At 61.8% G+C, this 12,886-nt stretch carries 10 protein-coding genes and 2 pseudogenes; 6 read left to right on the top strand and 6 right to left on the bottom strand.

Annotated elements, in window-relative coordinates; translation table 11 throughout:
- From G365_RS0115350 to G365_RS24580, 6 genes and pseudogenes are all read left to right on the top strand, one after another.
- Positions 1 to 903 carry a GNAT family N-acetyltransferase gene (locus G365_RS0115350; protein ID WP_043742647.1) on the top strand — a complete coding sequence of 301 codons (903 nt, stop codon included), beginning with the start codon at positions 1 to 3 and terminating at the stop codon, positions 901 to 903.
- On the top strand, positions 900 to 1,466 hold the full coding sequence (locus G365_RS0115345; protein ID WP_019646418.1) for a GNAT family N-acetyltransferase: 567 nt from the start codon (positions 900 to 902) through the stop codon (positions 1,464 to 1,466). The genes G365_RS0115350 and G365_RS0115345 overlap by 4 nt, the downstream gene beginning before the upstream one ends.
- A gap of 41 nt (positions 1,467 to 1,507) precedes the next feature.
- Complete coding sequence (locus tag G365_RS23130; RefSeq protein ID WP_019646417.1) at positions 1,508 to 2,539, top strand: class I SAM-dependent methyltransferase; 1,032 nt, start codon at positions 1,508 to 1,510, stop codon at positions 2,537 to 2,539.
- Positions 2,540 to 2,543: 4 nt separating this feature from the next.
- Positions 2,544 to 3,473, top strand: coding sequence for a glycoside hydrolase family protein (locus tag G365_RS0115335; protein ID WP_026345401.1), 930 nt, complete (start codon positions 2,544 to 2,546; stop codon positions 3,471 to 3,473).
- Positions 3,474 to 3,578: 105 nt separating this feature from the next.
- Positions 3,579 to 3,668 (top strand): annotated as a pseudogene (locus G365_RS23610) (transposase); the annotation flags it as partial.
- Positions 3,669 to 3,672: 4 nt separating this feature from the next.
- Positions 3,673 to 3,868: pseudogene (locus G365_RS24580) on the top strand (IS3 family transposase); the annotation flags it as partial.
- Positions 3,869 to 4,127: 259 nt separating this feature from the next.
- Here the strand turns inward: G365_RS24580 and G365_RS0115330 are convergent.
- The 6 genes from G365_RS0115330 to G365_RS0115305 are packed head-to-tail and all read right to left on the bottom strand — an operon-like array spanning position 4,128 to position 12,713.
- The gene (locus G365_RS0115330; protein ID WP_019646415.1) at positions 4,128 to 5,351 is read right to left on the bottom strand and encodes a cellulose synthase subunit BcsC-related outer membrane protein; all 1,224 of its coding nucleotides are present in this window, start codon (positions 5,349 to 5,351) and stop codon (positions 4,128 to 4,130) included.
- 32 nt (positions 5,352 to 5,383) lie between these two features.
- On the bottom strand, positions 5,384 to 6,709 hold the full coding sequence (locus G365_RS0115325) for a tetratricopeptide repeat protein (RefSeq protein ID WP_019646414.1): 1,326 nt from the start codon (positions 6,707 to 6,709) through the stop codon (positions 5,384 to 5,386).
- Positions 6,706 to 7,737, bottom strand: coding sequence for a glycosyl hydrolase family 8 (locus G365_RS0115320; protein ID WP_019646413.1), 1,032 nt, complete (start codon positions 7,735 to 7,737; stop codon positions 6,706 to 6,708). The genes G365_RS0115325 and G365_RS0115320 overlap by 4 nt, the downstream gene beginning before the upstream one ends.
- The gene (locus G365_RS0115315) at positions 7,737 to 10,037 is read right to left on the bottom strand and encodes a cellulose biosynthesis cyclic di-GMP-binding regulatory protein BcsB (RefSeq protein ID WP_019646412.1); all 2,301 of its coding nucleotides are present in this window, start codon (positions 10,035 to 10,037) and stop codon (positions 7,737 to 7,739) included. Before G365_RS0115315 ends, G365_RS0115320 begins: the two co-directional genes overlap by 1 nt.
- The gene (gene bcsA, locus G365_RS0115310; protein WP_019646411.1) at positions 10,030 to 12,333 is read right to left on the bottom strand and encodes a UDP-forming cellulose synthase catalytic subunit; all 2,304 of its coding nucleotides are present in this window, start codon (positions 12,331 to 12,333) and stop codon (positions 10,030 to 10,032) included. Before bcsA ends, G365_RS0115315 begins: the two co-directional genes overlap by 8 nt.
- Positions 12,330 to 12,713, bottom strand: a complete 384-nt coding sequence (locus G365_RS0115305) for a hypothetical protein (protein ID WP_155976314.1) — start codon at positions 12,711 to 12,713, stop codon at positions 12,330 to 12,332. The genes bcsA and G365_RS0115305 overlap by 4 nt, the downstream gene beginning before the upstream one ends.
- Between the last annotated feature and the right edge of the window lie 173 nt (positions 12,714 to 12,886).

The raw sequence follows: 12,886 nt of genomic DNA, 5'->3' as shown, positions 1-12,886 counted from the left end.
ATGCATCCTTATGCAACCGAAGTATACGCGCGCTCTCTAATGCATTTGGGCTCGCCCGTTGAGATACCTGAATGGGAAAGCTGGGCTATCATCCATCCTATTGCTGATGGATTGTTTGATGTCAGCGGTCCTTATCCGCTGAGCGTCATCTCCCGGTCGGCAGACCTGTCAGCAGGCCTTGAGCGGTTGAGAAAGATAGGCGCGGTGTCGGTCACATTGGTGCTGGATGGTTTCAATTGTCCAAGCATTGACCGGATATCCGAATGCTTCGATATCGTCACGCCCTTCAAGACTCACTATGTGGTCGATCGTTCGATCGGAGAGCCCAAACCCAGCAAACACCACCGCTACGAAATTCGCAGAGCTTTGGAGTGTGTTACTGTCCGCCAGTTTGCTCTGAAAGACCACCTTCCCGCTTGGATCGATCTGTATGCGAATCTTTCCCAACGCCATGGACTAAAGGGAGTGCATGACTTCCCGAAAGCTCATCATGAGGCTTTGGCGACAATGCAGAACATTGTAACCGTAGGGGCGTTCGATGGTGATATCCTTCTTGCAGCCCATATCTGGGTGTTTGATGGCGATTTGTTTCACAGTCATCTGGCGGCCTCTTCCGAGGCTGGATATGCGTTGGGAGCAGCTTACGCAGTTAATGACCATTCCATTCGCCTGTTTTCGCAGGCTCGCATCATTAACCTAGGTGGCAGTGCGGGACATGTGGAGAACCCTGACGATGGACTTGCCCGATTCAAGCGCGGTTTTGCCAATTCCGCATCCAGCGCTTATATTTGCGGCAAGATCCTTGATGAGGGAATCTATGAACGTCTGGCGACCAACCACCAGAATAACAACTACTTTCCTGCCTATCGGGGCCCTACAGTGAAGGTGCAACAGGTAAAATGAATATTAAGGGGAAAAAAGTCACGCTACGCGCCATCGAAGAGGATGATCTTCAGCAGCTTCATGCATGGAGCAACGATCCTGAAATCTGGCCTCTTCTTGGTGGATGGCATTTCCCCTGTTCTATGGCCTCGACCCGGCGTTGGTTCGAAGGTTTAGCTGGTGATTCACTGAACCAGCGTTTTGCTATTGATGTTCCTGGAATTGGCTTGGTGGGTACAGCCAATCTTATCGACATCGACTGGAAAAATAATAATGCTTTCCACGGAATGATGCTGGGCTCTCCGGAAATCAGGGGCAAGGGGATCGGTGTAGACACCGTCATGGCTATTATGCGCTATGCTTTTGACGAACTTCACCTTGCTCGTCTTGACGGTTCGATGATCGAATATAATGACCGCTCTATCGCCATGTACTGCAACAGGTGCAACTGGAAAGTAGAGGGCCGTCAGCGTAACTGGTATTTTCGGAATGGTCGTTATTGGGATAGGATTATTGTTGGCGTAACACGTGAAGATTATCAGGATCTAATTCTAGAAAAAAATTATTGGGACGGTATGAAGTGACTATTCTAGTATTTCCCTCTTGCTTAGAGGGTGCGCTGCAGATGATCGAAGAGGGCCATCGTCATGGCCGCAAAGTCTTTGGCGCGTCAGCCCTCCAGCCCGATCCTTATGCCGACCGTTTCGATGGTTGGGCCCCATTGCCTTATCTTCAGGCTCCGGCTTTTTTTCAGGAACTGACCCAGTTACTGAAAGATTGGGAGGTTAGTCACATTTACACCTCTCATGCTCCTACCTTTCACTTCCTGACCCTTCACGCCGACATCTTGCCGCAGTCTGTGCGCCTGATGCAGCCATCGCCCTATGAGCGACAGAGCCTCCTTGTCAGAACTGCGTGGGATGGCCTGTCAGAACGAATGGAAGAGATCGCTCGACTGGCTGGCGCCCCCGTCCCGTATTCTCCCGCATTCATTGCCAGCCTTCTGTATTACTCCGCTAATCTTTACGGTGAGTGCCGCGAGGAAAAAGCCTTGGCGCTCTGCGCGGTGATGGCCGATGCTCCGAAAGGCGACATCGTGGAAATCGGCACATTCTTTGGTAAAAGCGCTTTTTTGCTAAACCGATTAGCCGCTCATCAGGGAATGGGCACCGTCCTTGCGGTGGACCCTTGGAACATGGATATCTCTGTACAGAAGGATTCGCCTGCAGAAATCCAAAGTCTGTCCGCGGTCTGGGACTGGCAAACAGTGTTTCAAGGTTTCCTGATGGCTACCGCTGCGCCGAGTGCGGGGAGTTCCTTTAATTATATGCGCCGCCCCTCGGCTGAGGCGTGGTCCATATACAATTCAGTCAGTGCCATTGAATCGCCTGAGTTCGGCAGCACTCCGATCGCAGGTTCTATTTCCCTGCTTCACATTGACGGAAACCATGATGAAGACGCGGTGAGCGAGGACTACACCCTTTGGAGTCAGCGCTTAGCCGATGGCGGATGGATTGTTTTCGATGATTACGAATGGAGCCATGGGGCTGGCCCACGCACAGTCGCCGACCGTGTGCAGAAGAATTGTGGCGACCGCGTCCTCCGCAGCTTTCTTAGCGGCGGCGCGCTTTTCCTGAAAATTGCTAAGAAGGGTTGATATTATGGCGTGGCAGCAGAGAGGCAAGATCTTTAAACCCGATGGAACCCGCGCGTGGTCACAGAGCCATGCTCAGGTACCATCAGCCCTGGTTCAGGAAGATCGTATCCGCGTTTATTACGCTACTCGCGATGAAATAGGACGTAGCCGGACCAGTTTTATTGATGTTGATCTTGAAGATCCGTCAAAGGTTATTTATGTCCACCCTGAACCGGTCATGGAATTGGGGGCCCCTGGATGCCATGATGAAGATGGGGTCATGGTTGGCTGCGTGCTGTCCGTGGGGGACGAGGTATGGATGTATTACACAGGCTGGAGCCGCTGTACGACCGTCCCCTATAGAGTTTCCTGTGGGTTGGCTGTCAGTCGGGATGGTGGTTTAAGCTTTCAGCGTCGCTTCGATGGCCCGGTGGTGGATCGCACTCCCTTGGAGCCGCATATGACCATGTCTCCCTACGTGATGGCAGATCAAGGTCGCTGGCGGATGTGGTACGGTTCCGGCATCAAATGGGAAGCCGTCGCTGGGAAATTTGAACCCATCTACGTTATCAAATATGCGGAATCCAACGATGGATTGAGTTGGAGGCAGCCGAATCAGTTGTGTATCCCCCCACTACACCCGATGGAAGCCAATACCCGCCCAAGCGTCATGCTTACGACGGATGGCTTGGAAATGTGGTTCAGTTATCGCCACAGTCTGGATTTCCGGGACGGGGATGGCGCCTATCGGATCGGACACGCCGTATCTAAGGACGGGCTGGTTTGGGATCGTAAAGACGATCCAGCAGGGCTACAGCCAGGTGACATAGGCTGGAACGATGCGATGATGGCTTATCCCTGCGTCGTTCAGGTAGAAGGCCGCCGCTATATGTTCCATAATGGGAACGGCTTTGGCCGCTCGGGGATGGGGTATTCGGAGTGGGTGCTCCCGTAATATTGAACCCGCCGGTATTGCCAGAGAGCATTTTGATCAAGTTGGCCTGAGACCGGCAAATTCCTCCAGATTTGGGTAGAGTTCGTCATCTACGGATGACGGACTATGAAACGCAGCCGGTTCACGGAAGAACAGATCATCGGCATCCTGAAGGAACAGGAGGCCGCTTATGCGACAGGGGATGTGTGCCGCAGGCGCAGAAGAAAAGCTCCAGGTGCGGCGGCGGGGCGGGCGCAAGTGTGCTTTGGGCACGCGGGCACCGATGGCGACCGCAAGAGACAAACCAACGCTGGTCGCTGGATTTCGTCGCCGACGCCTTCAGTGACGGGCGGCGGTGCCGCATCCTGACCGTGGCCGATGACTTCACCCGCGAATGCCTGGCGCTGGTCGCCGACTGGAAGGACGATTACAATCATGCGCGGCCTCACTCCCATCGAAACCGCAGCAAACGCAGCGACGTAAGCAGGGCTGGGGCATGCCTCAGCCCTGCTTGCCATCAGCGCCCGCTTCGGGCATCAAAACCACACGGGCCTCCACCCATAACCGGAGGAAACTTCGGTCTCAGGTCAAGCCCCCTTCCGGTCCTGCCTCGTTACGATAGGGTGATCCTCATGCCGCTGCCGACCACCGGGCGCCACACCGTCTGACCGCTGCTTATCGGAACGGGGTAAACACGCTGTCGGGCAGATCGGCACTGAAAACCCCGCCCCGGGCCGAAAACGGAATGGTCAGAAAGGCCCCGATGGCAACGTCGGTATACTGCGGGGCCGCCTGATAACGGCTGAACCCTGACAGGATCAGATGATCGCCCAGCAGGGCGCTGGCCCGCAGGGACACCTGCCCGTTGACGCCATCCGTGCGGCTGGCGTCATACTGCCCGCCCGCATCATCCCCCAGCCAGAAGCGCGGGGCGGCATCCTCCTCGGCCTGCGCCAGAGCAACCGATGCTCTGGCCTCCACCTGCCAGCGTTGCCCCTCCGTGGTCAGGGCATCCAGCGCCAGCCCCTGCCGCAGATCCTGCGACGGGCTGTAATACCCACCATGCCCCCACGTATAATGACTGAGATTATGGGCAAACCGCGCATACGAGGCGAAGGGCCCGACGCGCAGATGATCAAAGCCATCCGGCTTCAGGTCATACGACAGATCCAGCCGGGCAGAAACCCGGGTGTTATCCTTGACATCCTCGCCCTGCAGGGCCGCCGCCTCACCGCTCAGGCCAACCCCAACCTGCGGCCAGGGCAACCAGATTGCCTGCGCCCCGCCGCCCATATCCATGACCCGGCCCCAGCTGTCTCCGCTCACCGGATCCCGCATCCCGGTGTAGGACAGCATGCTGGAGACCACCGGCTCAGCAAAAACCTTCCCCCCCAGAATGACATCATCCCCATAATGGGTCAGTTCAGCCCGCCCGGACAGCCGGGCCGACACGGCCCCCCCCAGCGGGGTGGTGCCGACCCGCAGCAGTGTGGTCCAGTCATCGCTTTCCTGCCTCAGGGTCAGGGTCGGAAAAACAACATCAGCCTCCGCCAGAGGGCTGGACCGTTCCCCCCCGCCCGGACGTCGCCCGATGGCACCGGCGGCAAAGCCGGTGTTGATCTCTGCCCTGACCACCATCAGCGTCAGCCGCCAGTCATCGACCATCCCTTCGGCATAGGCCCGCTCCACCGTGATGTGCAGGCTGCCTTCGCCATGCGTCCCATTGGTGGACCGGCGCTCGGCACCGGTCCCGGCCTGCCAGTCGCTTCGTCCGGCCAGCGTCCCCAGCGACTGCCCCAGATCCCCAAGGGTCTCCCCCAGATCCGGCAGGGGCTCCGCCCCGGCCGGAGCCGCAGACAACAGGACAGCAACAGACAGCAGGAGAACAGTTCTGGTCATAGCGGAATGACGTCCTTTCCGGGGCCGGGGTATCAGGGGTTGTCGGCGGACAGAGCATCGGCATAACGGGCCGCAAGGTCAAACTGCTTGCGCCCCCAGGCCGTCGCCCCGGCCTGCGCCTGCACAATCCGCATCAACAGGCGGTCTCCGGCGGCGGCCCGGCGGCGCAGGTCCTCCCCCCGTCCGGCAGCCGTCAGGCTCTGTGCCAGCGCGGCAGCCAGTTGCGGGCTCTGCCCGGCATCGTAAAGGCGGGAGAACAGCTCCGCCGCCTCCGCCGGTCGCCCTAGCCGGAACAGTGACCAGCCCCGCAGCTGCTCAGGCCCGGCCCAGTCCCCCGGCAGGGCCGCGATCTCTTCCCCCAGACGCAGGGCCACAGAGAACTCTCCGGCCTGATACGCTGTCAGCTGCCGCCCTGCCAGAGCGTCACCGCAGGCCTGCGCCAGACGGGCCGACATCTTTGCCGCATCACAGGCCAGCGCCTCAGCCTCGGCCCCGTCCCCCTGCGTCCGGGCGGCCAGAACCCGCCCGAACCGGGCCCCTTCCACCGGACCGGCACGGGTAAAAGCCTCCAGCGCCAGCGCCGCCTGATCCCGCCCCAGCCAGCGCCAGCCAGCCGTTTCCCACGCATCAGGGCGCCCCAGATCCGTGGCCAGCATCAACCGCATCATGATCAGATCCGGACGATCCCCCCGGTCCACGCCCTCCAGCGCCCGGCCCAGCGCGGCTTCGGCCAGTGCTGGCCCCAGCCGGGGATCGTCCTCGACCAGTTCACGCACGGCCTTGCCATCATCCAGCGCCACCAGCGCCCGGCCCAGCCCTTCCCGGGCGGACAGGGTCTTTGTGGCCCGCCCGAACCAGTCGCGGGCCTGCTCCGGTTTTCCGGCGGACAGGGCCTGCCAGCCCCGGCGTTCCGCTCCGGCAGCCGGATCCGTCGCCGCCCTGCCACCGCGCGGCGGAACCGGGGCCGTCACAGGCGTCGGGGCCGACAGCGCCAGCAGCAGATCCTCCGGCGGGCTCCAGCCGGGATTCTGACGGCGCAGGCGGGCCAGATCACTCCGGGCGGCCTCAGGGTTGCCCTGCCGCAGATGAAACCACAGGCCAGACGTGTCCACATCCGGTTCCGGCCCCTCCTCTTTCTGCGGCAGCGGTGCCGGGGGCAGAAGCAAGGATGGCCGGGGCTGCACCTCCGGTCTCTGGGGCCGACGCGGCGGCTCTGCCGGGCGCTCCGGTCCGGAAGACTGAACGGTGGCGGGCAGCTTGCGGTCTTCCAGAAGCTGCCCGATCTGATCATCCTCAGCGCAGGCGGTTCCGGCCAGCAGAGCGCACATCACCACCCCGGCGATACCGGCGCCCTTCACCGGGCCAGATCCGTCTGGGCGACACGGGCCAGAAGGGCAAGACTCCACGAATAATAGCCGTCCTCCGCCCCCGGGCGTGGCAGATCCGCCCGCCCTTCGGTCACGGCGGCAACCGCCGCCATCCCCGTCTGCCAGCCATAGGGGGCCACTTCGCCGCTGCGCAGGTCAACCCATGCCGGGACGGCCCCGTCCCGGGGCGCAGACCAGAAGGCCCGGAACGGGGCCAGCAACGCGGCATCGGTCTGCCCGCCCCACACCAGATTCAGCGGCACCCGTACCGCATTAAACCCGTATTGCGGCAGCTGATCAGGGGCCAGAGAGACCTGACCGTTTTCCACCAGCAGCCAGTCCGGCGGCAGGGACCAGTGACCGAACCGCGCCTGCTGCAGCAGTGTCAGGGATGACCGGGTCAGGGCCGCCCAGGCCGGATGCCCGAAGGCTGCCGCAAAATCACGGAAGGCAGGGAAGATCCAGTACGACGGATTGACAGTCACGGCCTGAGCCCGGACAAACCCTTCGCTGCCGGGCAACAGCAGGGTCAGGCCACCGATCTGCACCGTCTGCCGCTCTGCCACCGCAGTGCTGATCGTCCGGGCGGCCTCGACATAGTCAGGCCGGTCCCAGGCCCGCCCGGCCCGCAGCAGGGCCCAGGCAATCAGAATATCGCCGTCACTGGCATTGTTCGCGTCAAGAACACAGCCCTGCGGCAGGCCGCAGACCCCGTATTTCCATGAAAACAATCCGTCTGACCGCCGCAAAGTCTGCCGGGTCCATTGCCAGAGTCTCTCAAAGGTATCGCGGTCCCCTGCCGCCTCAGCCAGCAGCAGGCCGTACCCCTGTGCCTCGGTATGCGTGATGCCGGGCTGACCGCTGTCGGCATCAATCACCCGCCCCTCCGCCGTGACAAAGCGGCGGGTGTATTCTGCCCACAGGGCCCCGTCCAGCCGGGGCGCAGGACCAAAGCATCCGGTCAGGGGCAGCAGCAGGGCCAGAAGCCCCCCCACGCACAGCACGGTACGCCATCCCATCACGACTTCCCCATAAAGTTCTGGCGGCGGCGGCGGATCATCTGCCACAGCAGCAGGGTGAACAGGCCCGAGACACCTGCGGCCCCTGCCATCCAGTACCACGGGTTCGCGGACAGGATCAGACGCAGCAGAAGCAACGGATTGTCACGGCCCACCTGATAATGTTCCGAGACCTGAAGTGTCAGCAGATCCTGACCGCCTTTCCCCCAGACCGCCAGATCCCCCTGCAACTGGCCCCACAGGCCGGGGCCGATCAGATCGTTCACCCGGGCCGCCAGAACCGCCGGAGTTTCCGCCGCCACCACCGTCAACAGGTCGTCCCCCTGTCCTGCCGGATTGCGGAAGGCCGTCAGGGCGGCTTTATCACCCAGACTGCTTTTCTGCTGCATCCACTCCTCATCCGGCAGCGCCGGTTTTGCCGCGGTGCCGCCCAACAGGCCCCCAAGCCCGCCGAGAGACAGCTCAGGCCCGGTGGTGGCCGTGCGCAAATCCTGCAACGCCCGGTACGGCCAGGCTTTTACCTTCGACAGAGACACCGCCCACGGCCCGAAATCCTCACGCTGAAGCTGGGCCGTGGTTGCCAGAACAAGGGCCTGCCCGGACAGCGGAGCGGGCAGGCCGACCACGACCTGAAGACCATCCACCGGGCCACGGGCCGCCTGAGCCATCCGCCCGGTCAATGTCAGGGCCGGACCAATCAGGTCAGCCGACCCCAGATAGACCGTCCCGGCCCCCCGGCCATCCCCCCCGACATAGGGATACCCCGAGGCCGCGAAACGGGCCAGATCCGGCAGCATGGCCGCTTTTCCGGCCTCCGGCAGGGTAATCACCGAGCTGTCAGAGACCTGTACCATCAGGTGCCGCCCCCGGCTGCCGACACATTCCCCGCCGCTGACCGGCGGCTGGCTGTTGATGTCAATCAACAGCGCATTGGCACCGGGTTTCAGCAGATTGACCGGAAAAGTGATCAGATAGTCCTGAAAACTGGCCCCGTTCTTATTGTCCATCGCATGCCCATGGATCTGCCGGTCATTGATCCTGAAGTTCAGGATGGACCCTGCCCCCAGTCCGGCCCCGTAGGAGAAATCGAGTTTCAGGACAACTTTTGCATTCTCATAGGTGTAGTAATCCGGTGCCATCGGCAACGGCACGCTGATCTGATATGCCCCCTTTCCCCGCACCGTCGCGGTCCGGAAGCCAAGCGCCTGAAAGCGGTAACTTTTCCCCCCTTCCATGCTGATCCGGCCATCCAGCGGTAAAGATCCGCCGCCACCGTCACGGCGGGGGAAGGTCACCTGAGAATCCGGGGTCAGGGCATCGTTCATCAGGGTCAGCCCCCGGGCGGCGGCGATCACCTCCTCCTCCGTCCGTCCGGTAACGATCAGGCGGCTATGCCCGCCCCCGGTATCGGTCAGGGTTGCCTGCGGACCATCCACCACCGGCAGCGCCTGCGGCGGCAGCACTGCGGCCAGATCCTGCGGCAGACCGACCAGCACCTGCACCGCGCCGGGCACATCTGCGGGCAGCCCTGCCGCCGTCCAGTCCCGGTGCAGCACCTCCAGCGGTGCATACTGCCGCCGCAGGGCCAGTGCCTGCGCCACATACGGCAAGGCCCGCTGCCGCAGTCCATCCGCCCCGGGTCCTGCCGGGGTCAGCACCGTCACCTGACGCTGCCCCCCCAGACCGGGGGAAAACAGCGCCCCAAGATCCGACAGTGCAACAGGCCGGGCCAGCGGCCCCAGATCATAGGACAGATGCGACTGAGACAGGTCCACCTCCGTCCACAGTTCGGGGGCGACCGAATCTTCACAGCTGTCGGCATAATGCTGGATGACCGCCAGCGTCAGCTTATTAAAGCCACCGCGCCACATCTCAGCGGGCAGCCGGATCCGTGCCTCGCCGGCAGGCTGGGCAGGATCAAGACGGATCTGGGCCAGCGTCGCTTCATTCAGGCGGACAGCCAGCACCGACCGGTCCGGAAGCAAAGACACCGAGTTGGTATACCGCAGCGTCAGGATCACATCGCGCAGCACTGCGGTCCGGGCCAGCGGAATGAAGAAATTCTGTTCCCCGGCTTCATCGCGCAGGCGCAGGGGGCCGGGGTCTGCCGAAAAGGCCGAAAGCGGCACGGTCCCCTTCGGGCGCACCGTCACATCGTCCAGCACAGCGTCCGGCAGGGAAGAAGCACTTTCCGGCCCGTCCGTCACCGCCGCAGCCCGCCGGACAGGCAGGGCGATACAGACAAGGCAGACACTCAGAAAAACGGCAAAGATCGCACAAGGACGGAACAGGTTACTCATGGGTGGATCCTTGCCGGGTCTGCAGACAGGACGGAAGACGGATCGCCGCCCGCAGCATGCGGGCATGCAGCAGGACAGGTTGCCAGATCAGACCGAAAATCATCGAAAGCGCTGTGGTAAAGGCAATCGGCCGAACCCGCCGATCCAGAAAAAACTGCCAGCGGGCACTGTCGCCAAAAGCCAGCACCACCGCATCATTGGCCTCCGCCTCGGTGGCCGGTACAAACCGCACCCCCAGCGCCAGCCTGCGGCGCAGCGGAAAGACCGAACAGACCTCGCAGCTCAGCATCACCGTCCGCCCGGCCTGCGGGGCCGGGGCGGCAAGCCGGATCAGATCCCCTTTCCGGGGGATCTGCGGGGCGGACGGATCAATCAGCAGCCGCGCGCCACCCGCCGACAGGTCGTCAATATCACAGGATACCCCGGCTCCGGTCAGGACCGTGCCTGTCTGCTGCGCCGGCATCCGGGGTGATGCGCGACGCTGCCGCCGTTCAACCAATGCCCCCAGCGCCGCTGTCAGGGTCAGAAAGTTCAGGGTATTCCACACCAACACCACCATGGTCATATCCCGGGTCACCGGGTCATCCCACAGCCGCCACCCGCCAAAGATAAAACCGATGCCAACCAGCACAAACAACCCGTAAAACGGCTTGGCCAGAGGGGAAATGAACTCCTCGGCCATCGTGTCCCCTTTGGGGGTGACCACGAAAGACGGATGCCGTGGATTGGCCACCACCTTAATCAGGGCATTCAGCGAAAAGATGCTCTGCATCAGTTCGTAGATTTCCGAGATCAGTGGCCAGCGCGTGCGCCCGAACAGCATGTCGGACATGATGTAGCCCGCCAGCACATGCGGGACGGTGTACGCCAGAATTTGCATGGTCGACGCGTTGTAAACATCAAAACCGCCGATCAGGTAGGCCAGCGGCGAAAAAATGAAAATCATCCGCGCGAAGGGAAACAGCCAGAACAGCAGCGAGCTCATGTAACCGACCCGCTGAAACCACGACAGCCCCGGCGCCATGAACGGGCGCTTCAGCAACAGGATCTGCGTCATCCCCTGCGCCCAGCGCATCCGCTGAATCACAAAGGCCGTAAACGTTTCCGGGTTCAGCCCGGCCACCATCGGCCGGTCAAGATAAACGGACTTCAATCCCTGTCCATGCAGGGTAATCGCCGTTTCGGCATCTTCGGTAATGGTCTGTCCGGCCAGCCCGCCAATCGCCATCAGCGGGGCCCGGCGCAGGACCGCCGCAGAGCCACAGAAAAATGAACTGTCCCAAAAATCCAGACCCTTCTGAATCGTCTGGTAAAACATATCATTTTCCGACGGCATCCGCCGGAACGACTGCAGAAGGTTCCGGTCAATCGGATCGGGATTGATCATAAAATGAGGGGTCTGGACCAGAAATACATCCGGCCTTTTCACCATCCACGGGACGGTGCGGTTCAGGAAGTCCCCGGTCGGCACATGGTCTGCATCCAGAATGACAATCAGATCGCCGTCGGTATGGGCCAGCGCGCTGTTGATGTTACCGGCTTTGGCATGGCTGTTTTCCGCCCGGGTCAGATACCGCGCCCCCAGACGATGGCACAGGGCCTGAAGCGTGGTCCGCCGGGCCTGCGCCGCTGCGGCGTTCTCCGGGTCGACCTGCGCGATCTTGGCATCGGTGCCGCCATCATCCAGCAGATAAACCCGCAGCAGATCAGCGGGATACTGGATCTGCAGGGCTGCCCGCAGGGTCACTTCCAGCATCTCTGCCGGTTCATTATAGGTCGGTATCAGCACATCAACCGTCGGCAGGGCCGTTTCCGGGGGCAGGTCGGCCAGCATCAGGGACGGGCGGCGCAGCGGCGTGGAATTGACCAGTGCCCCCAGCAGGCTGATCACGACCGAATAGACCTCCGCCAGATACAGGATCACCGCCAGAGCCGTGCTGATCAGCGTCGAGCTGTTGAGGGTGAACAGTCCGCGCCAGGCAATATAACGGAGGGAGACAATTGCGGTCAGCAACAGGACCAGAAGCCGGAGAGGGGATCCCGGCTCATCATTGGGCAACGTCCGCAAAACCCACAGGGCCGCGATGACGGCAATCATTGCCATCATCTGACCACTCCAGTCCATCGGCACCAGAACCACCCCGGCGAGTCCCGGCAGGGCCAGCCCCCAGCCCAGCCATGACCAGACACGGGACAACGCTGACGGTGCCGCCGGTTTTTGTCCGTCTGACAGATCCGGCGACGAAGCATCAGGCAAAGAGGCCTCAGCCGCGCTCAGCCGCGTCTGGACAGTCATACTGCCCCCGACAGACGGGCGCGGTCATAAATCAGTCTGGGGTGGGGATCATTGGTCACAACCCGCCCGGCTTCGTCCACCCGCAGACCCTGCGCAAACAGGACACCATGCAGACGGTTCCGTTGCCGCCACAGCCGACGGCGGGCCAGCCAGGCCACGGGAATCAGCGGGACAGAGATCACCAACGTCAGCAGGCTGCCGATAAACAGCGCAATCTGCCCCACCGGAGAATACTGCATGAGGAAAACCAGAGTGGAAAACGCCAGATAAAACAGGGCGCATCCCGTGGAAAACAGACGGCGGGCCCATCGCAGGCCCTGCTCTGCCCCGGTCAGGGACCGCATATGGACAGCAAGCTCATCCAAGGTCACAACAACCACCTTAACTCCTGCAGGCCGCCGCAGCATCGTGCCGCGACACCCCTGACACCCCCCGGCGCCGCTCCCTGTATTTTCTGAGTATCCGGTCTCCCCCGGAGTCAGGCTTTCCTTTCAGTCATGGCAAAAAGCCAGAACACCCCTATCCTATTCCCATTCCACACTGGATTGGTGAA

Source organism: Novispirillum itersonii subsp. itersonii ATCC 12639, assembly GCF_000381985.1.
GTDB lineage: Bacteria > Pseudomonadota > Alphaproteobacteria > Rhodospirillales > Rhodospirillaceae > Novispirillum > Novispirillum itersonii.
Note: the sequence above shows the minus strand (reverse complement) of the source record. Positions and strands in the feature narration are given on the sequence as shown.